Genomic DNA, 20,069 nt, shown 5'->3' on the forward strand with positions numbered 1-20,069 from the left:
TGAGCGAGCGAGCCATCCGGTCAACCCGTAGGGCGATTTCTTTTGCCTAACAGGCAACGTCCCGAGTTCCGGGCAGCCCCCCGCCCGGCACGGGTGAGGGCCCCGGCGTCCGCGGATCGCCGGGGCCCTCGCCCTCCCACCACCGGCCGGTCACCCCAGGGGCTGGATCCAGATGTCGCGGTAGCGGACCTTGTTGCCGTGGTCCTGGAGGCGGACCGCGCCCGTGGCGGCGCCCTCCGGGATGGACCCGCCGGTCGGGCCGGTGACGGCCACGTCGTCGTGGACCTTGACGCCGTTCCAGACCAGGGTGACCCGGGCGTCCTCGGTCTTCGTGCCGTCGCCGCCGTAGCGGGCGGCGCGGAAGGTGAGGTCGTAGGACTGCCAGGTCTCCGGGGCCGTGGCGGCGTTGTGGTCGGCGGCCTTCTGCTGGTAGATCGCGGCGGCCTCGTTCGCGGCGAGCCTCGGGACGCCGAATGAGTCCAGGATCTGGATCTCGTAGCGCTCCTGGAGGTAGACGCCGCTGTTGCCGCGGTCCTGGCCGGTCACGTCGTCCGGCAGCCTGGGCACCCGGAACTCCACGTGCAGTCGGTAGTCGCCGAAGGACTGCTTGGTGCGGATGTCACCGCAGCAGACCTCGACCGCGCCCTCGGCGGCACGCGGCCAGGCGACCGCGCGGCCGTCGGTGTGCTGCCACTGGGAGAGGCTGCCGTCCTCGTCGAGGAGGTCGATCCGCTCGCCGGGCCGGTTCAGGTGGATCATGTCGAGGTTGACATGGCCGTCGTCGCCCTCGTCATGGCGGTAGGTGAGGGTGTTGGCGCCCTTGCGCAGGGTCAGGCGTTCGGTGTGGGTGGCCCAGGTGGACCAGGAGCCGGTGGACGGCAGCGCCGTTTGGCGGACCTTCTCGCCGTTGACGTAGAGGCTGATCTTCTTGGTGCCGGTGAAGGGGTTCGGGCCGTTGGCGTACCGCAGGCCCACGTCGTACGCGCCCTTCTTGGCGGTCTCCACCTGGAAGGTGGTGGTGGCGCCGACGGTGCCGTAGTTGTCCACGAAGCCGCCGCCGGAGAAGCCCTTGTGCTCGGTGTCGATCCCGGCGCCGCCGGACAGCTTGGCCTCCTCCGCCTCGTACTCGGTGGGGGCCGACCGGTCGCCGGGGATGGCGTTGAGGGTGTACCAGGCCTCGGTGCTCCACAGGGCCTCGCCGCTCGCGGCGGTGAAGGGGCGCGGGGAGCGGACATGGACCACCCGGTCGGCGCGCAGCCCCGGGATCTCCAGCCGGACCTGGGTGCGGTCGCGGGAGACGGACGCCCCGGCGACGGTGAGCGGCTCCTCGTCGATCTTGGGGCCGCCGTACTGCGGGGTCGGCGAGTAGCGCCACTGCCTGACCTCGTAGCTCTGGGCGAGGCGCTGGGCGATGCGGTCGACGGTGGCCGGGGAGAGGGGCTGGGTGTACGTGAGGACGAAGCCGTCGTCGGTGGCCCGCATGGAGTGGATGTCGAAGGCGCTGGTGCCGTTGGGGGTGAGTTTCTGGAGGCCGAAGCGGAGTTTGCCCTCCTGGCCCCAGTTGCCCTCGGCGCCCAGACCGCCGGTGTAGAGCGCGCCGTCGGGGCCGACGCTGATCCGGTTGACCCCGGCCTCCAGGCCCTGGGTGTGGCGGAAGACCGCGCCCTGGTACGCGCCGTCGACCTTCTCCAGGCTGGCGCGCTGGAGCCCGCCGTAGGTGACATCGCCGAACAGCAACTGTCCGGCGAAGGGGCCCTTCTTCAGGGTGAGCGGGGTGCTGGGCGAGTTGGCTATCTCGTTCTGCGGCAGCCACAGCACCGGCTTGGTGACCGGCTGGGCGTCGAAGCGGCCGGGGACGGCGGTGGTGCCGTCCTGGGCGCGGGTGTAGTGGTTGAAGAAGCGGTCCTTCTCGATCTGCACCAGCTTGGACGCGGGGAGCCAGCCGCCCTGGTTGTCGGTCACGAAGATCTCGTTCTTCGGGCCCCAGCCGATACCGTTGGGGGTGCGCAGCCCTCCGGCGAGATAGGTGACCTTGCCGGTTTTGCGGTCGACCTTGACGGTGGTGCCGCGGTCCTTGACGGGCTGGGGGTCGGTGGTGGCGCCGCCGTAGTTGATGGCGACGGAGAGGTTCAGATAGAAGCTGCCCTTGTCGTAGAGCAGTCCGAAGGCGAACTCGTGGAAGTTGCCGCCGTAGGGCCAGGAGGCGACCGTGCGGTAGGTGTCGGTGACCTCGTCGCGGTCGGTGTCGGCCAGCTCGGTCAGCCGGTGTTTCTCGGACACGTAGAGCCTGCCGTCGACGTACTTGATCCCCATCGGCTCGCGCAGTCCGGAGGCGACCTTCTTGGCCTTCACCTTGTCGGGGCCGGTGGCGCCGGTGACATTGCTGAGGAGGTACACCTCGCCGTCGGTCTGCTGGCTCTCGCCCCAGGTGGCGACGGCGAGCCGGCCGTCGGGCAGCCAGTCCATCGCGGACACCTTGGGCTCGAAACCGGCCGGGCGCAGATCGGTGAGGGTGTAGTTCGGGTGGACCCCGGCGAGCGGGAGTCCGTCGCCGGGGCTGTCCTGGCCGCTGACGCACTCCTTGCGGCCGGGCGCGGTCACCCGGACCACTCCGGCGTCGCTGCTCAGCGCGGAGGTGGGGACGACGGTGAAGCCGCTCGCGCCGGGCGGCTTCCACTGGAGGGTGAGCCGCTGGCCGCCGCCCGCCTCGAAGTGCTCCACGCGCAGCGGGTGCAGGCCCGCGGTCAGTTGGGCGGTGCCGTCCTTGGGTTCGGCGGCGTGCAGTCCGTCGTGGTCGATGACGAGCCGGTCGCCGATGAGCAGCCGGGAGCCGTCGTCGCTGATCAGCCGGAAGTCGTAGGAGCCGTCGGCGGGGATGTCGAGATATCCGAGGGCCTGGCTCATGAAGTTGTCGGCCAGGCCGAAGTCGGCGTCGGAGGACCAGTCGACGGCCGGCATCAGCTTGTCGACGTTGGGGGTCTGGCCCTCCTTCAGCTCGCAGAGCTTCTTCAGGGGCGCCTGGAGGTCGAACACCCGCAGGGTGACGCCGGGTTCCTGGGGCGGGATGTCGGCGGCGGCCCGGACGGGGCTGTGCGCGGGGGCGGTGCGGGCCTCGGGGGTGTCGGCGGCGGCGGGCGCGAAACCGCCCGCGACGAGCAGGGCGAGCACAACACCCGCCGTGCGTCTGGAGAGGCGGCGGTACGCCTGTGATCTCACCGGTCTCACATGTCCTCCTGGCACTGAAGGGGCGAAAGAGGGCGACTCGGCCGAGACACTAGGGACTTTCCCTCAGCCGGTCCATACTTCATCCACAGAGAGTCAAAAGTCTTTTGACAGCCGACAGAAGAAGCACGGATTCCGGTTCCACCCCGACAGCACCCGCCAACTGCTCCCCTGAAGAGCCGTGTTCTGTCGCACGGGGATACGATTCGGTCGGCGTCGCGGGCCGGACACTCCCACCCGGATCCCGGGAACCGCACGACGCCCCGCGAGCATCGCTACAGGCGCGGACCGGCGCCGGGGGCGTGCGGACGCACGGGGGACATCACACGGGGACACACGGGGTGCACCACATATGACGCAGAGGGCGGGGACCGTGACGTATCGAAGAGCACGGCTGGGATGGGGGGTCCTCGCGGTGTGCGGGGTACTGCTGGCCGGCTGCACCGGAGGCGGCGGGGACGGGACCGGGACCAAGGGCGGCGGCCCGTCCGGCACCGGGGTGACCACCCCCTCGCCGGACGCCGACCAGACGCCCGCACCGGAGCTCCTGGAGGCGGATCCGGACAAGCAGCCCACGACGACCGCCGAGGGCCGCGCCCTGGTCGCGAAGCTGAGCGCGGGAACGGATCTGTTCGCCGCCGGGGTCGAGAAGGCCGACCCGTACGAGAGCGACCCGAGCCGCTGGGCGGTGCTCGGCGAGGACTGCGTCTGGCAGCGCGAGCCGCTGCCGGAGAGCGTACTGGCCACGCTCACCCGGCACTTCGAGGTGCCGGAGGCCGGTGGCAAGGGCCTGGTGCGGATCTCCTCGACCGTGACCGTGCACCGGACGGCCGACGAGGCGGGCTGGGAGCAGGCCGGGATGCTGGAGGAGGCCGTCGGCTGCGGCGAGCAGGTCCTCTCCGGCGGCGAGCGCCTCACCGGGCTGATCTCCCTCGCCTCCCGCTGGGGCGAGGGCAACAACATGTTCAGCGAGGACTCCCTGGTCGAGACCGGCCAGTGCGTCAGCGAGGAGCACGGCGGGCCCTACGAGTACTGGTGGTCGCAGGCCACCTTCGGCCCGGTGACCGCGGCGACCTCGGTGTGCGGAGGGAAGGGCTACAGCCAGCCGGAACTCACCGCGCTGGTCGAGAAGGCGCTGCCGCGGATCCTGCTGCGCGCCCAGGAGGAACTGGGGCGCCCGGCCGAGGGCAAGGACGGCTCGGCGTCACCGGCACCGGCCGCCACCGGCTCCGCCGCCGAGGGGGACAAGTGATGGAACGGCTTCTTCCCACCGACCCGTCCCGGCTCGGCACCCACCGGCTGCTCGGCCGGCTCGGCGCGGGCGGCATGGGCGTGGTGTACCTCGCGCGCGCCGAGAACGGCGATCTGGCCGCCGTGAAGGTGATCCAGCCGGAGTTCGCCGAGGATCCCGCGTTCCGGGCCCGGTTCCGGCGCGAGGTCACCTCCGCGAGCCAGGTGCACAGCCCCTGGGTGGTGCCGGTGCTCGGCGCCGACCCGGAGGCCGAGTCGCCCTGGCTGGCCACGGCGTTCGTCCCCGGCCCGGCGCTGGCCGAGGCCGTACTGACGTTCGGCGCGCTGCCGCCGCGGGCGGTCCGGGTGCTGGGCAAGGTACTGGCGCGGGCGCTGGCCGCGGTGCACGCGGCGGGCCTGGTGCACCGGGACCTCAAGCCGGGCAACGTCCTGCTCGCGATGGACGGGCCCCGGCTCATCGACTTCGGCATCGCCCGCTCCACCGCCGAGGGCGCCACCGAACTCACCTCCGCCGGGGTCGTCGTCGGCACCCCCGGCTTCCTCTCCCCCGAGCAGGCGCGCGCCCGGGACATCGGGGCGCCCAGCGATGTGTTCTCGCTGGCCTGCGTCCTCGCCTACTCCGCCACCGCCCGCCCGCCGTTCGGCACCGGCGCGGTGGACGCCCTGCTCTACCGCACGGTCCACGACGAGCCCGATCTGTCGGGCATCACGGACGAGGTGCTGGGCGATCTGCTCCGGCGCTGTCTGGCCAAGGACCCCGCCGAGCGGCCCACCGCCGCCGAGGTGGACGCGGCCCTGGTGGAGGACGCCCCGCAGGGGGCCATCGACTGGCTGCCCGACCCGGTGGTGGCCCTGGTCGCCGAGCGCTCCCAGGCGCTGCTGGCCCTGCCCGGCATCGAACCCACCCTGGTCCCCGGCGGTCCCGCCGCCCCGGGGCGGCGGCCCGGCAGGCGCCGGTTCCTCGCCCTCGCGGGGGGCGCCGCCGCCCTGCTCGCGGCCGGGGGCGGCACCGCCGTGTGGGCGTCCCGGCGCGACAGCGGCGACGACACCGCCGCACAGGACACCGGCCCGACCCGGGTCATCGGGGTGCACGCCGACCTCAGCGGCCCCCAGAAGACCTTCGGCACCGCCCAGGAGCGGGCGGCCCGGCTGGCGGTGGAGCAGTTCAACGCCGCCGAGAAGAAGCCGTTCACGCTGGTCCTGGACGTGGTCGACGACAAGGGCGAGCCCGCCCGCGCCGACGCCGCGGCCCGCCGGTTCACCGGCCGCGAGGAGGTCGTCGCCGTCCTCGGCCCCACCGGCTTCGCGTCGACCCAGGCGTCCATGGCGGTCTACGAGAGCGCCCGGCTCCCGGTGGTCACGGTGTCCGAACTGTCCCTCGCCGCGTCCCAGTCCGCACTGGTCCAGTCCCCGGAGTGGTACTACCGGGCCGCGCCCATCGCCCCGTACACCGCCTACGGCACGATGCTCGCGATCCAGGCCGCCGGAGGCCGGGCACCCGGCCTGCTGATCGACCGGGCGGGCGGCATCACCGGCTACGAGATGACCACCCTGGCGCGGGGCGCAGCCGTCGGCCTCTCCATGGACCTCTACACCCGGGTCGTCCCGGACTTCGCCGACCCGGTCTCCGTACTGGACGACATGTTCGGCAACGGCATCGACTCCCTGTACTACACCGGCACACCGCAGCGCGCCGCGTCGGTGGCCCGCGCACTCGCCGAACGGGACTTCGACGGGGTCCGGTTCCTCGACATGGGCTCGGCCACCGACGCCTTCATCCAGCAGGCGGGTCCGGCCGCCGAAGGCTGGCAGGCGCTCATCTCGTTCGCCGACCCGGGCGACGAGCGGCTGGAGACCTTCACCACCGCCTACCGCGAGCGCTACGGCGACGCGCCCGCGCACACCGGGGCGGAGGCGTACGACGCCGTCCGGCTGATCGCCAACCGGCTCTCCTCGCTCGACCCCGACGGCGGCCGGGACGAACTGGGCAGCGCGCTGTCCGCATCCCGCTACCAGGGGCTGACCGCGCTGCTCGCGTTCGACGAGTACCACTACCTGGACGCCGCGCAGGTCCCGCACTACGCGGTCGAGGGCGGCCGGTTCCGCCATGTCCGCCTGGTCGAGCTGCCGACCTGACCGGCGCCCGCCCCGGTGGGGGTCTCCTGCACGACGGATTCGCGAACGCACGGCGAGGATCGAGGAATGCGCGCACTACGGCCCGAGGACCCGGAGACGCTGGGCGGGCACCGGCTGCTCGCCCGGCTGGGCAGCGGCGGCATGGGCACGGTCTATCTGGCCCGCGCCGCCGACGGGGCGCCCGTCGCCCTGAAGGTGATCCGGGCCGAGTTCGCCGCCGACCCGGCGTTCCGGGCCCGCTTCCGCCGCGAGGTGCGGCTCGCGAGCGGGCTCTCCGGGCGCTGGGTGGTGCCGGTGACGGCGGCCGACACCGAGGCCGCGGCGCCCTGGCTGGCCACGGCGTTCGTCGCCGGGCCCGCGCTGGGGGAGGCGGTGGCGGCGGTCGGCGCGCTGCCGGGCCGCACGGTCGCCGTCCTCGGGGCCCGGCTGGCGCGGGCGCTGGCCGAGGTGCACCGGGCGGGCCTGGTGCACCGGGACGTCAAACCCGGCAACATCCTGCTCGCCCTGGACGGGCCCCGGCTCATCGACTTCGGCATCGCCCAGGGCGCGGGCGTGACCGTGCTCACCGCGCCGGACATGGTGGTCGGCACCCCCGGCTACCTCGCCCCGGAACAGGCCCGCGCCTCGGCGGGCGAGGTGGCGGCACCGAGCGATGTCTTCGCCCTGGGCTGCGTGCTCGCGTACGCGGCGACCGGGCGGCGCCCGTTCGGCACGGGTGACACCAGCTCGGTGCTGTACCGCACGGTCCACGAACCCCCGGACCTGGCGGGCCTGGACACGGCCGTCCCACCGGCCCTGGCGGCCACGATCACGGCATGCCTGTCCAAGGATCCGACCCGCAGACCTACGGCGGTACGGCTGGCGGAGGTGTGTGAAGGGGCGGAGGGGGACGCCGGGTCCGGGGTCGGTGGGGACGCCGGGTCCGGGGTCGGTGGGGACGCCGGGGCTGGTGGGGGCTCCGGGCCCGGCGCGGAGGGGGACCGGCTCGCGGGGTCGGCCTTCCCGGCGAGTGACGATGCCGGCGGCGGCGCGCGGGACGGTACACCCCCCGACTCACCCGGGAGCACCCCGGACCCCCGCGCCCAGGACCCCCGTACCCCCCACTCCCGTACCCCGAGCCCCCGCACCCCCGACCCGCGCGCCGCGGGCTGGCCGTCGGCCGGTTCGAGGTCGGCAGGCGGTGCGGCGTCGGCAGGGGGATCGGCGCGGGCAGGGGACTCAGCGCAGGCAGGGGGATCGGCGCGGGCAGAGGGCTCGGCGCAGCAGGCAGAGGGCTCCGCGCGGGCGGGCGCCACGGAGCCACCCCCGCCCCCATATCCGCACCCGCACCCGCACCCAACGCCTCCCCCCGGTCCCCCCGCCCCCGGCACCGCACCCCCGGTCGAGGACGCGATACCCCCCACCGTCCCCGGCCACTGGCTGCCCCCCGAGGTCGTCCGCCTCGTCGCCGACCGGTCGGCCCGGGCGCTCGATCCGCCGCCGCGGGCCCCGGCCGCCGAGCCGGAGACGCTCGCCCCCGGCGACCGGGTGCCCACCCGGCGCCGGGCGCTGCTGATCGGCGGCTCGGCGTTCGCCGCGGTCGCCGCCTCCGGGACGGCCGCCGCCGTTCTGCTGCTGCGCGGTGAACCGTCGGCCGAGAGCACCGCGGCCCGGCCGCCGACCCGGACGATCGGGTTCCAGGGGGATCTGTCGGGGGCTCAGAAGGCCCTCGGCAGGGCCCAGGAGCGCGGGGCGCGGCTCGCGGTCGCCGAGCACAACGCCCGCAAGGACATCGCCTTCCGGCTGGCGCTCGCCGTGCACGACGACCGGGGCGAGCCGGGGCGGGCAGGGACGATCGCCCGGGAACTGGTGGACGCCGGTGAGGTGTGCGCGGTGATCGGCCCGACCGCCACCGAGGCGGTACGGGTGGCGGCGCCGCTGTTCGACGGGGCGTCCATGCCGTTCGTGCTGGTCTCGGCGGATCCCGACGCGTCCGGTCTGTCCCCGGCGACGAGCCGCACCCTGGTGCTGACCAGAGCGCCGTCGGCGTACCGCGCGCTTCCGTTGATCAGCTATCTCACCAACGCCCGCAACAGTCACCGCACGGCGGTGCTGGAGGACGAGGCCGGGGGCACCCTGGCCCGGGAGATGAGCCGGGATCTGCGGGAGGCGGTGCCGAACGGGGACGACGGCGGCACGGTCACCGTGTACCCGGTCGACGCCGGCGCGGACGGCTTCGGGCCCGCCGTGCGCGAGGCGCTCGCGGCGCGGGCGGACGCCATGGTCTACGCCGGTACGTCACCGGCACGGGCGGCGGCCTGTGCCCGCGCGGTCGCCGGGGCCGGGTTCACGGGGGCGCGAGTGGCGTTCGAGGCGGTCCTGCGGCCCGAGTTCCTGGAGGAGGCGGGGGACGTGGGCGCGGGCTGGGTGTTCGGGGCGTCCTGGTCCGAGGCGCAGTCGATGGGCTCTCCGGGGGCGCGGGCGTTCACCGCCGCCTTCCGCGAGCGCTACGACGCGGCGCCGGGCCGCTGGGCGGCCGAGGCATACGACGCGGTGGGGCTGCTGACCCGGGCGCTGGGCCCGTTCGGCTCGCGGGCGACGGTGCGGCCGGGTGAGGTGGCGGAGCGGGTCTTCGTGTCGTCGCACGAGGGAGTGGCGAAGCCGCTGCGGTTCACGAACGACGGGACGCATCTGCTCCAGTTGCAGCAGTCGGGGTTCCTTTACCGGGCGCAGGACGGCCGGTTCCGCTTCCTGGGCCGCTTCGACCAGGTGATGAAGGAACCGAAGTGACCGGCGTCGGGCCGGACTTGCCGTCGTCCTGCGATCGCCGGGGGTGGGGTTAACCCCCGGCGGAATCCGGGGGATGCCCGCAAAGTGGCGGAATGCCCCATCGGCCTAGCGTGTGCGCATGCGGACGACAACACGAATGCACCTGGCCGTCGCCGGGACGGCAGCCCTGGTGTGCGGGGCCACCGCCCTGCCCGCCTCGGCCGCCGAACCGGCGGACGGCCTGGACCGGTACTACTCCCAGACCCTCGACTGGGGCACCTGCGCCCTCGGCCCCGACGACCCGACGGGCCGGGAACTCGACGCGGCGGGCGCCCGGTGCGCCGACCTCACGGTGCCGCTGGACTACGCCGACCCCGACGGACGCACCCTCACCGTCGCCGTCTCCCGGCTGGCGGCCTCCGACCACGAGGGGCGGGTGGGCCCGCTGTTCCTCAACGACGGGGGACCCGGCGCGGCCGGTCTGGGCATGCCGCTGACCGTCGGCCGGGCGATGGGCGAGGTGGCGGACAGCTACGACCTGATCGGCGTCGACCCGAGATTCGTCGGCCGCTCCGCCCCGCTCGACTGCGGCTGGGACATCGGTACCTCGATCTTCTCGGCGGGCGCGGACCGGGCCGCGTTCAAGGAGTCGGTGGCCGTCCAGCGCGAGCTGGCCGACCGCTGCGAACGCACCAACGGGGATGTCCTGCCGTATGTGACCACCCGCAACACCGCCCGGGACATGGATGTGCTGCGGGGCGCGCTGGGCGAGCGGAAGATCTCCTATCTCGGTTACTCGTACGGCAGTTACCTCGGCCAGGTCTACACCCAGCTCTTCCCGGGCCGGACCGACCGGATGGTGCTGGACGGGGTGCCGTCGCCCGCCCAGTACAGCCAGACGCTGCTGGCGGGCAATGAGCGGGTGGCGCAGGACGCCCTGCGGGCCTGGGCGTCCTGGGCCGCCGAGCGGCACGCCACCTACGGTCTGGGCGCCACCCGCGCCGAGGTGCTGGCCACGGTGGACCGGGTCCTGGACGCGGCGGCCGGGGAACCGCTGCGGATCGGGGACTTCACCGTGGACGAGCACTTCGCTCCGCTGGTGTTCTTCATCCCGCTGGGCAGCGATCTGGAGGAGAACCGGGCCGCGCTCGCCGAGATGGCGGTGACCATGGTGAAGGCCGCCGACCGGGAGCCCGATGTCCGGCCCGGCCCGGTGCTGGAGGAGCTGCTCACCTTCATGCTGACCGGTCAGGCGGCGCCACAGGCCAGTGTCCAGACCGCCATCATCTGCGGGGATGTCGCCGAGCGGCGCGGGATCAACAGCTACTGGAAGGCCGTCCGGTCGGCCCGAGCCGTCTCCCCCCTGACCGGGCCGATCGCCAACAACATCTCGGCGTGCGAGTTCTGGGACGCCCCGGTGGAGAGGCCGACGGTGATCGACAACGATGTACCCGCGCTGCTGGTCAACGCCACGGGCGACACCCGGACCCGCTACGAGAGCGCCCAGCAGGTGCGGGCGCAGTGGCCCTCGTCCCGGCTGGTCACCGTGGCCGGTGCCCGGCAGCACGGGATCTTCGGCGAGTACGGCAACGCCTGCGCCGACCGGCAGGTGAACACCTATCTGGACACGGGCAGGCTGCCGTCCGGGGATGTCACCTGCCGGAAGTAGCGCCCGGGGGCGATGGGGGGAGGGGGGAGGGGGGAGGGGGGAGGGGCGGACCAGTGGATGAGAGGTGGTCTGCCCCTCTCCCGATGGGTCTACCCCTCTCCCCCGACGGGTCTGCCCCTCCCCCGCCCCGGGTCTGCCCCTCCCCCGCCCGGTCAGCCGCCGACGTACTGCGCCAGGTGCTCCCCGGTGAGGGTGTCGCGGCGGGTGATCAGTTCGGCCGGGGTGCCCTCGAAGACGATCCTCCCGCCGTCGTGTCCGGCGCCGGGGCCGAGGTCGATGATCCAGTCGGCGTGGGCCATGACCGCCTGGTGGTGCTCGATGACGATGACGGACTTCCCGGACTCCACCAGCCGGTCCATCAGCCCGAGGAGATGGTCGACATCGGCGAGATGCAGACCGGTGGTCGGCTCGTCCAGGACATAGACGCCGCCCTTCTCCGCCATGTGCACGGCCAGCTTCAGCCGCTGCCGCTCACCGCCGGAGAGGGTGGTGAGGGGCTGGCCGAGGGTGAGATAGCCGAGGCCGACATCGACCAGCCGCTCCAGGATCTTGTGCGCGGCGGGCGTCCGGGCCTCGCCGTCGGCGAAGAACCGCTCGGCCTCGGCGACCGGCATCCCCAGCACCTCGCTGATGTCCCGGCCGCCGAGGTGGTACTCCAGCACGGCCGCCTGGAACCGCTTGCCCTCGCAGTCCTCGCAGGTGGAGGCGACGCTCTGCATGATGGCCAGGTCGGTGTAGATCACCCCGGCGCCGTTGCAGGTCGGGCAGGCGCCCTCGGAGTTGGCGCTGAACAGGGCGGGCTTGACGCCGTTGGCCTTGGCGAACGCCTTGCGGATGGGCTCCAGGAGTCCGGTGTAGGTGGCCGGGTTGCTGCGCCGGGAGCCGCGGATGGCGCTCTGGTCGACGGAGACCACGCCCTCCCCCGCCGGGATCGATCCGTGGATCAGCGAACTCTTGCCGGATCCGGCGACCCCGGTGACCACGCAGAGCACCCCGAGCGGGAGGTCGACATCGACGCCCTGGAGGTTGTTGGCCTTCGCGCCGCGGATCTCCAGGGTGCCCTTGGGTGCGCGCAGGGTCTCCTTGAGCCGGGCCCGGTCGTCGAGGTGGCGGCCGGTGACGGTGCCGCTGGCGCGCAGGCCGTCGACCGAGCCCTCGAAGCAGACCGTGCCGCCGCCGGTACCGGCGCCGGGGCCGAGGTCCACGACATGGTCGGCGATGGCGATGGTCTCCGGCTTGTGCTCCACCACCAGCACGGTGTTGCCCTTGTCGCGCAGGCGCAGCAGCAGGTCGTTCATCCGCTGGATGTCGTGCGGGTGCAGTCCGACGGTGGGTTCGTCGAAGACATAGGTGACATCGGTGAGGGAGGAGCCGAGGTGGCGGATCATCTTGACGCGCTGGGCCTCGCCGCCGGAGAGGGTGCCGGAGGGCCGCTCCAGGGAGAGATAGCCGAGGCCGATCTCCTCGAAGGAGTCCAGGGTGTGCTGGAGCTTGGCGAGCAGCGGGGCGACCGACGGCTCGTCCAGGCCGCGGATCCAGCGGGCGAGGTCGCGGATCTCCATCGCGCAGGCGTCGGCGATGTTGATGCCCTTGATCTTCGAGGAGCGGGCCGCCTCGGCGAGCCGGGTGCCGCCGCACTCGGGACAGTCGGTGAAGGTGACCGCGCGCTCCACGAAGGCCCGGATGTGCGGCTGCATGGCTTCCTTGTCCTTGGACAGGAAGGACTTCTGGATCTTGGGGATCAGGCCCTCGTAGGTGAGGTTGACCCCGTTGACCTTGACCTTGGTGGCCTCGCGGTGCAGGAAGTCCTGCATCTCCTGCGGGGTGAAGTCGCGGATCGGCTTGTTGGGGTCGAGGAAGCCGGACTCGGCGTAGACGCCGACCGTCCAGACGTTGTCCGACTTCCAGCCGGGGATGGTGAAGGCGCCCTCGGCGATCGACTTGGAGTCGTCGTAGAGCTGGGTGAGGTCGATGTCGGAGACCTTGCCGCGGCCCTCGCAGTTCGGGCACATGCCGCCCGTGCGGGAGTAGGTGGCCTTCTCCGCCTTGGCCTTGCCGCCGCGCTCGACGGTGATGGCGCCGCTGGCGCGGACCGAGGGCACATTGAAGGCGAAGGCGCCGGGCCCGCCGATGTGCGGGGTGCCGAGGCGGCTGAAGAGGATGCGCAGCATCGCGTTGGCGTCGGTGGCGGTGCCGACCGTGGAGCGCGGGTCACCGCCCATACGCTGCTGGTCGACGGTGATCGCGGTGGTCAGACCGTCGAGGACGTCGACCTCGGGCCGGGCCATGGTGGGCATGAAGCCCTGGACGAAGGCGCTGTAGGTCTCGTTGATCAGCCGCTGCGACTCGGCGGCGATGGTGTCGAACACCAGGGAGCTCTTGCCCGATCCGGAGACCCCGGTGAACACCGTCAGCCGGCGTTTGGGGATCTCGATCGTGACGTCCTTCAGATTGTTCTCCCGCGCGCCGTGGACCCGGATCAGGTCGTGGCTGTCGGCGGCATGCGACTCGGGCGACTGCGAGTCCGTCGTCTTGGCCATGGTGTGTCGTGTCTCCCACTGTCGACGCGAGCGGCCCGCGCGGTCGGGTGCGGCGCGGGCACGGTCGCGGATGGTCCTGTTGTTCGCGGGAGCGACCGGACCTGACCGGTCGTCGCCGGGCACACCCGGCCCCGGCCTCTCCCCGCCGTACGGCCCCGTCCCGTACGGTCCGATCGGTGGCGCGCGGCCTGACGTCGCCTTCGCCGTCCCCCTCCGGCGCCGTCTGTCCGGTTCCGGCCCACCCCGATCGGTAGGCCAGGGTAACCGCAGCCGGTCATCAGGTCGTGCGCCGTGCCCCGAGGTACCCGCGGGTGGGCCGGTACAGGCACCCGTACAGGGCACCGGTACGGGACACCGACCGTTCCCCCGGCTCCCCTCACTGCTTCTGCTGGATGCGGATCATGTTGCCCGCCGGGTCGCGGAACGCGCAGTCGCGGACGCCGTAGGGCTGGTCGGTCGGCTCCTGGACGACCTCGGCGCCGGCCTGGAGCCGGTCGAAGGTGCTGTCCACGTCGTGGGTGGCGAGGACGAGGCTGGCGAAGGTGCCCTTGGCCATCATCTCGGTGATGGTGCGCTTCTCGTCCTCGGTGACGCCCGGGTCGGCGCCCGGCGGGAAGAGCACGATGTTGATCTCGGGCTGTCCGGTGGGGCCCACGGTGATCCACCGCATGCCCTCGTATCCGACGTCGTTGCGGACCTCGAAACCGAGGGTGTCCCGGTAGAAGGCGATGGCCGCCTCCGGGTCGTCGTGCGGGAGGAAAGTGGCGTGAATGCTGATGTCGATGGTGTCCATGGCGTTCACGCTAACCGCGGGCCGGGACCGCCGCTTCTCGATTCCTGACCGGTCTGGTGACCTGCTTGGCGACACAGGACGGGATGCCCTCGGTGGCGCTCCCGGTCTGCCGCCGGTAGACACTGGGCGGCACTCCGACCAACTCCGTGAAGCGGGTGCTGAAGGTGCCGAGCGAGGAGCAGCCGACGGCGAAGCAGACCTCGGTGACACTGAGGTCGCCGCGGCGCAGCAGCGCCATGGCCCGCTCGATCCGGCGGGTCATGAGGTAGCTGTACGGCGACTCGCCGTAGGCCCGGCGGAACGCGCGGCTCAGATGCCCCGCGGACAGGTGCGCGCCCCGCGCGAGGGCCTCCACATCGAGCGGCTGCGCGTACTCCCGGTCTATCCGGTCCTTGACGCACCGCAGCCGAGCGAGGTCCCGCAGGGACTGGTCGGGGGCGGGTCGACTGGTCATGCCGAAATACTACGACCGCGCACTGACATCGGCCCTGACCTGCGCATTTCCCTCCAAGACCGGACCATGACCACAGGCGGGCCGCACCGTGACCACAGGCAGGCCGCACCACGACCCCGGGCGGGCCGCACCACGACCCCGGGCGCGCCCGGGGCGCCCGCACGGCGGCAACCCCCGGCAGAAAACTCCCTCGCCGTGCCCCGGTCAACACGCTAGGCTCCCCGCGATGAAGACTCTCTCCCTTTCCAGATTGGGGGTCCCGTCCACGCCAGGTGAGTGCTGATGCTCACCGACCACGTGGACGAGGATGTCCGGAACACGTTCTGGCCGCGCGTGCGTGAGTTCGCCGTGCCGCCTTCCATGATCGAGACAGCGACCGCCCGGCGGCTGGCCGGGGACTGGGCGGGGGCGTGTGCCGCCGCCCGGGTCGATGCCGATCTCTCCGTCCGCTTCCTGGCCCGCTCGCACGGGCGGGACCTCGCGGCCCGCCTCCGGGACGATCTGCGGCATCTGGCGCCAGACCTGCTGCGCTGGCACCTGCCGAGGATCGCGCCCGACGGGGTGCTCAGACCCGGGCTGACCGTCGCCCTCGCGCGCTACGCGCCCACCCCGCTGTATCTCGTGGCGCGTACCGTGCCCGCCTGGGCCGACTCCGGTCAGCGGATCACCCTCACGGTGTGGGACTCCTCCGGCACCGGCGGCACCCCCGGCCCGCACCGCCTCCACCCCCACCCCCGCCCGCACCCCCGGTTCCGGCTGGATCTGCACCGGCATCTGTGGGATGCCCGCAGAGCCGGTGAGCTGGCCGCCCGGTCGGCACCGGGGGTGCTCGGCGACGGGTACGCCGAGGTGCTGCGGGGCGTACCCGGCGCGCACCGGCTGGCCGTCGGGCGGTGGGGCGACGAGGCCCGGCTGCTGCTGCGTGCCCTGGGGCGGCGGGACGACGAGGCGGTGCTGGTGCGGGCCGGTGGCGGGCACCGGTTCCTGGTGGACACCGGCGGCCGGGTCGATCCCGTCGGCGCGGTGCGGGGCGGCGTGCACGTCCCGATGCTGCCGGACGCCGCGGTCTGGGTGCCGCCCGATGTGGAGCTGCTGCGCACGGGCGCGATCGACGCCGGGCGGCTGCATCCGCTGGTCGCCGCCGCCCTCGCCCCCGGGCCGCCTCCGTCGACCGGCGCGCCCCCGACCGACCCAACCGGCCTGTCCGGCCCAACCGGCCCAACCGGCCTGCCCCGCATGCCCGGCCCAACCAGCATGCCCGGCATGTCCGGCCCGACCGGCATGCCCGGCCGGGACGCCGGGCCCCGGCGCGTGGAGTGCCGGGGCGCTGCGCACCGGATCGGGCTGGTCGACGGGGTGCTCGTACCGTTCGACCACGATCCGGACGAGATCCGGCGCGAGGAGTTGCTGGCCGCGCTGACCGGCACACCGCTGCCCTGCCTCCAGGTCATCGACCGGGCCCATCGCGACCCCGAATGCCTGCCCGACGTACGGGAACGGCTGCGCCACGGTGATCTCGACGGGGCGCTGACCGTCGTCGAGGACCTGCTCGGCCCGGCGGCCTCGATGCGGGACGGCGCGCTGCGCGAGGCGCTGGAGTCGGCGGCACGGCAGCGGATCACCTACGGACTGTTCCGCGCCGGCCTCGGCGGTCCCCGGGAGCCCGGCCCGCCCGGCCGGGACGCCGGCCCCCGGGAGGCGTCGCGCCCGCCCGGACCTCCCCGGCGCCCGGCCCGGGACGAACGCCGCAGCCGCCCGCGCCTGGCACAACTCCCCTGAATCGGCTCGACCCCCCTCCCTGTCTCCCCCCGGTGTGCCCGCGTGCACGCACCGGCCCGACACCCCTTTGGTGATGCCCCATGTCCTCTTCGTCCTCCTCCGCCCCGCCCTCCACCGTCGCCCGGCTCGACGTGGCCCGCGACCTGCTGGCCCTGCTCGGCGCCACCACCACCGAACCCCGCCCCGATCTCCAACTGGAGGCCCTCACCCTGGCCGTGGCCGCCGATCTGCCGGTCCTGCTGTGGGGGGAGCCGGGGATCGGGAAGACCGCCGCCCTGCATCAGCTCGCCGCCTCCCTGGAGCTGCCCCTGACCAGCGTGATCGCGAGTGTGCACGAGCCGTCGGACTTCTCCGGGCTGCCCGTCGTCGGGGACGACCCGGCGGTGCAGGGGGTGCCGATGGCCCCGCCGGACTGGGCGGTCCGGCTGGTCCGGGAGGGCCGGGGGCTGCTCTTCCTGGACGAGCTGTCCACCGCGCCGCCCGCCGTGCAGGCCGCGCTGCTGCGCCTGGTGCTGGAACGGCGGGTGGGCGCGCTGCGGCTGCCGCCCGGCATCCGGATCGTGGCCGCCGCCAACCCGCGCGCCTCGGCCGCCGACGGCTGGGAACTGAGCCCCCCGCTGGCCAACCGGTTCGTGCACCTGCCCTGGGTCCACGACCACGAGGTCGTCGTCCGGGGCCTGGGCGGTGTCTGGCCCCGCGCGACCCTGCCCCGGCTCGATCCCGAACGGCTCTCCGACGCCGTCGGCTTCGCCCGGCGCGCGGTGTGCGGGCTGCTCGCCGCGCGGCCCGCGCTGGTGCACCGGCTGCCCGGCACCGAGACCCGCCGGGGCGGCGCCTGGCCCTCGCCGCGGAGCTGGGACATGACCGTGCGGCTGATCGCCTTCGCCACCGCCGCCGGTTCCTCCCGCGAGGTGCTCTCCCTGCTGGTCCGGGGCACGGTCGGGGACGGCCCCGGACTGGAACTGCTCGCCGCCGTCGACCGGATGGACCTCCCCGACCCCGAGACCCTCCTCGCCGACCCGGCCGGCGCCGACCTGCCCGAACGCGGCGATCTGCGGCAGGCCGCGCTGGACGCCGTCGTCCAGGCCGTGCGCAACCGGCCGACGCGCGAACGCTGGGACGCCGCCTGGGCGCTGCTGCTGCGCGCCCTGGAGACCGGCGCCCCGGACCTGCTGGTCGTACCGGCCTCCACGCTCGCCTCGCTGCGGGAGCAGGACTGGGACGTGCCACCGGAGATCGACCGCCTGGCGGGCGTGGTCACCCTGTCCCGCCGCGCGGACGAGGTCCGGGCACGGACCGGGGCGGCGGGGCGATGACGGGGGCCGCACCACACCCCATGGACCGCCAAGAAGCCGACGCCGATCCCGATCCCGAAGCCGCTGCCGATCCCCCTGCCGCCGGGATCGCGCTCGATCTCGACAAGCTCTACACCGCCCGGCTCCACGCCGCCCGTGTCCGCCCCTATCTCGCCACCGCGCTCTTCGCCCTGCACGTGGTCCCCTCCTGGGACGTGCCGACGATGGGCGTCGACCGCCACTGGCGCTGCTATGTGTCCCCGCGGTTCGTGGACCGGACGCCGGTGGAGGAGCTGGCCGGGGTGTGGGTGCACGAGGTGGCCCATCTGCTGCGCGACCACCACGGCCGCAGTGACCGCTGTGCCCGGCAGCGGGGGCTGACCGGTGACGGCGAGCGGCTGCGGATGAACATCGCGGCGGATCTGGAGATCAACGACGACATCTACGGCGACGGCCTGGCCGCTCCCGAGGGGGCCGTCCTGCCGAGGTCGCTGGCGCTCACCGAGGATCTGCTGATGGAGGACTATCTGCGGCTGTTCCAACTGGGTCCGATGGCGCGGGACTTCGTCTGGCTGGACTGCGGCAGCGGGGCCGACGGCCGGGTCCGGGACTGGGAACTCGGACCGGACGGGGCGCACGGGCTGAGCGCCCAGGAGCGGGACGCGGTGCGGTTCCGGGTGGCGCAGGGCATCACCGGCCGCCCCGGGCACGCCCCGAAGTCCTGGCGGCGCTGGGCCGAGGAGGCGTTCCAGCCGCCACAGCCCTGGCGGGAGTTGCTGGGAGCGGCGATCCGGTCGGCGTCCTCCGGCGGCGGCGCCGGGCACGACTACTCCTACGGGCGTCCCTCGCGGCGGTCGGCCGGGCTGCCCGGGGTGGTGCTGCCGAGTCTGCGGCGCACGCCGCCCCGGGTGTCCGTGGTGATCGACACCTCCGGGTCGGTCAGTGACGGCGAACTCGGCAGCGCGCTGCGCGAGGTGGCGGAGATCTGCCGGGCGGTGGGGGGCCGCCGGGACCTGGTGAGTGTGGTGCCGTGCGACGCGGCGGCGCGGGCGGTGCACCCGATGTGCGCGGCGGAGGGGATTGCGCTGGTGGGCGGCGGGGGGACCGATCTGCGGGCGGGGTTCGGCAGGGCGTTGCGGGCGCGGCCCCGACCGGAGGTGGTGGTGGTGCTGACCGACGGTCAGACCCGCTGGCCCGAGGTGCGCCCGCCGTGCCGCACGGTCGTCGGTCTGTTCCCCCGGCCCCGGCGGCGGCCCGTGGACGAGTCCGACCCGGACTATGTGCCGACGGGGCCGCCGGAGTGGGCGCGGGTGGTGGAGATCGCCTCGGCGGAGTAGCGGGGTTTCCGCCGACGGGGGCGGCACCGCTGCTTCCCGAGGGGCGTCACACCTTCTGCCCCGTCCGCCCCGCCGCGCGGCCCCCCGCCGCCGCCCGGAGTCGGCGCCCCCTGCGGGTCGGGCCCCAGGGCTTGAGGATCGAGACGCCGGTCATGAAGAGGTAGGCGGACAGGGAGACGACCGGCCCGATGAGGATCTCGCCGGTGTCGGGGAGGGCGTGCCCGGCCGCCACGGCGGCGACCGCGTCGTCCACACCGGGACGCAGCGCGAACGCGGTCGCCGTGAGGGTGGCGAGGGTCAGCCAGAACTTGGTGAGGACCCAGCGGTGCCGGGCCAGACCCCAGGGCGTGCCGAGCGCCAGCAGCAGTCCGCTGGACAGGGTGAGGAACGCGACGGGCAGCAGAAGCCGGTCGGCGAACAGCTTCATGGCCCGGACGGACGCCTCCACCATCGCCGCGTTCCCGCTGGTGGCCGCGGTGACGCCGAGGGCGAGCAGCCCGAGCGAGAGCCCGAGCCAGCCCGCGGAGGCGACGACATGGACGACGAGGGAGGCCCGGCGTGCGGGGCGGCTGAGTTTCACGGGCCCACCGTGCCCGCCGCCGGGGGCGCGGGGCATCCGACAGCGGGAGTAAGCGCCGGTACTGGCGTCGGCGTACCCGGCGGCGCGGGAGGAGACGGACCCGGCGGCACGGGAGGCGGCGTGGACACCGGCGGCGCGGGAGGCCGACCCGGAGTCGGACCCGGCCCCGAACCCGGAGGCGGACCCGGTCGCCCACCACGCGCCGCCGCCGCGCCGCCGCTTCGCCCGATCCGTCCACCCACAGCACAGTTGTTCCCCCAGCGGG

General features: G+C 73.8%; 12 protein-coding genes. 7 read left to right on the forward strand and 5 right to left on the reverse strand.

What is annotated here, in order from left to right:
• Positions 1-150 precede the first annotated feature (150 nt).
• Positions 151-3,216 carry a family 16 glycoside hydrolase gene (locus tag AB0O01_RS02895; protein WP_365310325.1) on the reverse strand — a complete coding sequence of 1,022 codons (3,066 nt, stop codon included), beginning with the start codon at positions 3,214-3,216 and terminating at the stop codon, positions 151-153.
• A 379-nt stretch (positions 3,217-3,595) separates the two neighbouring features.
• Between AB0O01_RS02895 and AB0O01_RS02900 the strand changes: the two genes are divergently transcribed.
• The 4 genes from AB0O01_RS02900 to AB0O01_RS02915 all read left to right on the forward strand — a co-directional run bounded on the left by AB0O01_RS02900 (position 3,596) and on the right by AB0O01_RS02915 (position 11,026).
• Positions 3,596-4,474, forward strand: coding sequence for a hypothetical protein (locus tag AB0O01_RS02900; protein WP_365310327.1), 879 nt, complete (start codon positions 3,596-3,598; stop codon positions 4,472-4,474).
• Positions 4,474-6,609 carry a bifunctional serine/threonine-protein kinase/ABC transporter substrate-binding protein gene (locus tag AB0O01_RS02905; protein ID WP_365310329.1) on the forward strand — a complete coding sequence of 712 codons (2,136 nt, stop codon included), beginning with the start codon at positions 4,474-4,476 and terminating at the stop codon, positions 6,607-6,609. Before AB0O01_RS02900 ends, AB0O01_RS02905 begins: the two co-directional genes overlap by 1 nt.
• A gap of 66 nt (positions 6,610-6,675) precedes the next feature.
• A complete protein-coding gene (locus tag AB0O01_RS02910; RefSeq protein ID WP_365310331.1) occupies positions 6,676-9,378 on the forward strand; it encodes a bifunctional serine/threonine-protein kinase/ABC transporter substrate-binding protein in 2,703 nt (900 codons plus the stop codon).
• Positions 9,379-9,496: 118 nt separating this feature from the next.
• Complete coding sequence (locus tag AB0O01_RS02915) at positions 9,497-11,026, forward strand: alpha/beta fold hydrolase (protein ID WP_365310333.1); 1,530 nt, start codon at positions 9,497-9,499, stop codon at positions 11,024-11,026.
• 152 nt (positions 11,027-11,178) lie between these two features.
• Here the strand turns inward: AB0O01_RS02915 and AB0O01_RS02920 are convergent, their stop codons facing one another.
• The 3 genes from AB0O01_RS02920 to AB0O01_RS02930 all read right to left on the reverse strand — a co-directional run bounded on the left by AB0O01_RS02920 (position 11,179) and on the right by AB0O01_RS02930 (position 14,813).
• A complete protein-coding gene (locus tag AB0O01_RS02920) occupies positions 11,179-13,566 on the reverse strand; it encodes an excinuclease ABC subunit UvrA (RefSeq protein WP_365310335.1) in 2,388 nt (795 codons plus the stop codon).
• 376 nt (positions 13,567-13,942) lie between these two features.
• The gene (locus tag AB0O01_RS02925; protein ID WP_365310337.1) at positions 13,943-14,359 is read right to left on the reverse strand and encodes a VOC family protein; all 417 of its coding nucleotides are present in this window, start codon (positions 14,357-14,359) and stop codon (positions 13,943-13,945) included.
• Between the two features lie 10 nt (positions 14,360-14,369).
• Positions 14,370-14,813, reverse strand: coding sequence for a helix-turn-helix transcriptional regulator (locus tag AB0O01_RS02930; RefSeq protein ID WP_365310339.1), 444 nt, complete (start codon positions 14,811-14,813; stop codon positions 14,370-14,372).
• 282 nt (positions 14,814-15,095) lie between these two features.
• On the opposite strand from AB0O01_RS02930, the gene AB0O01_RS02935 reads away from it, so the two are divergent.
• The 3 genes from AB0O01_RS02935 to AB0O01_RS02945 all read left to right on the forward strand — a co-directional run bounded on the left by AB0O01_RS02935 (position 15,096) and on the right by AB0O01_RS02945 (position 19,224).
• Positions 15,096-16,592 carry a hypothetical protein gene (locus AB0O01_RS02935; RefSeq protein WP_365310341.1) on the forward strand — a complete coding sequence of 499 codons (1,497 nt, stop codon included), beginning with the start codon at positions 15,096-15,098 and terminating at the stop codon, positions 16,590-16,592.
• 80 nt (positions 16,593-16,672) lie between these two features.
• Positions 16,673-17,908 carry an AAA family ATPase gene (locus tag AB0O01_RS02940; protein WP_365310343.1) on the forward strand — a complete coding sequence of 412 codons (1,236 nt, stop codon included), beginning with the start codon at positions 16,673-16,675 and terminating at the stop codon, positions 17,906-17,908.
• A gap of 20 nt (positions 17,909-17,928) precedes the next feature.
• Complete coding sequence (locus AB0O01_RS02945; RefSeq protein ID WP_365310346.1) at positions 17,929-19,224, forward strand: VWA-like domain-containing protein; 1,296 nt, start codon at positions 17,929-17,931, stop codon at positions 19,222-19,224.
• Positions 19,225-19,270: 46 nt separating this feature from the next.
• Here AB0O01_RS02945 and AB0O01_RS02950 read toward each other — a convergent pair whose 3' ends face one another.
• On the reverse strand, positions 19,271-19,804 hold the full coding sequence (locus AB0O01_RS02950; RefSeq protein ID WP_365310349.1) for a DUF2269 domain-containing protein: 534 nt from the start codon (positions 19,802-19,804) through the stop codon (positions 19,271-19,273).
• Positions 19,805-20,069: the final 265 nt, after the last annotated feature.

Source organism: Streptomyces sp. NPDC093252 (assembly GCF_040683675.1).
In the GTDB taxonomy this organism is placed as follows: domain Bacteria; phylum Actinomycetota; class Actinomycetes; order Streptomycetales; family Streptomycetaceae; genus Streptomyces.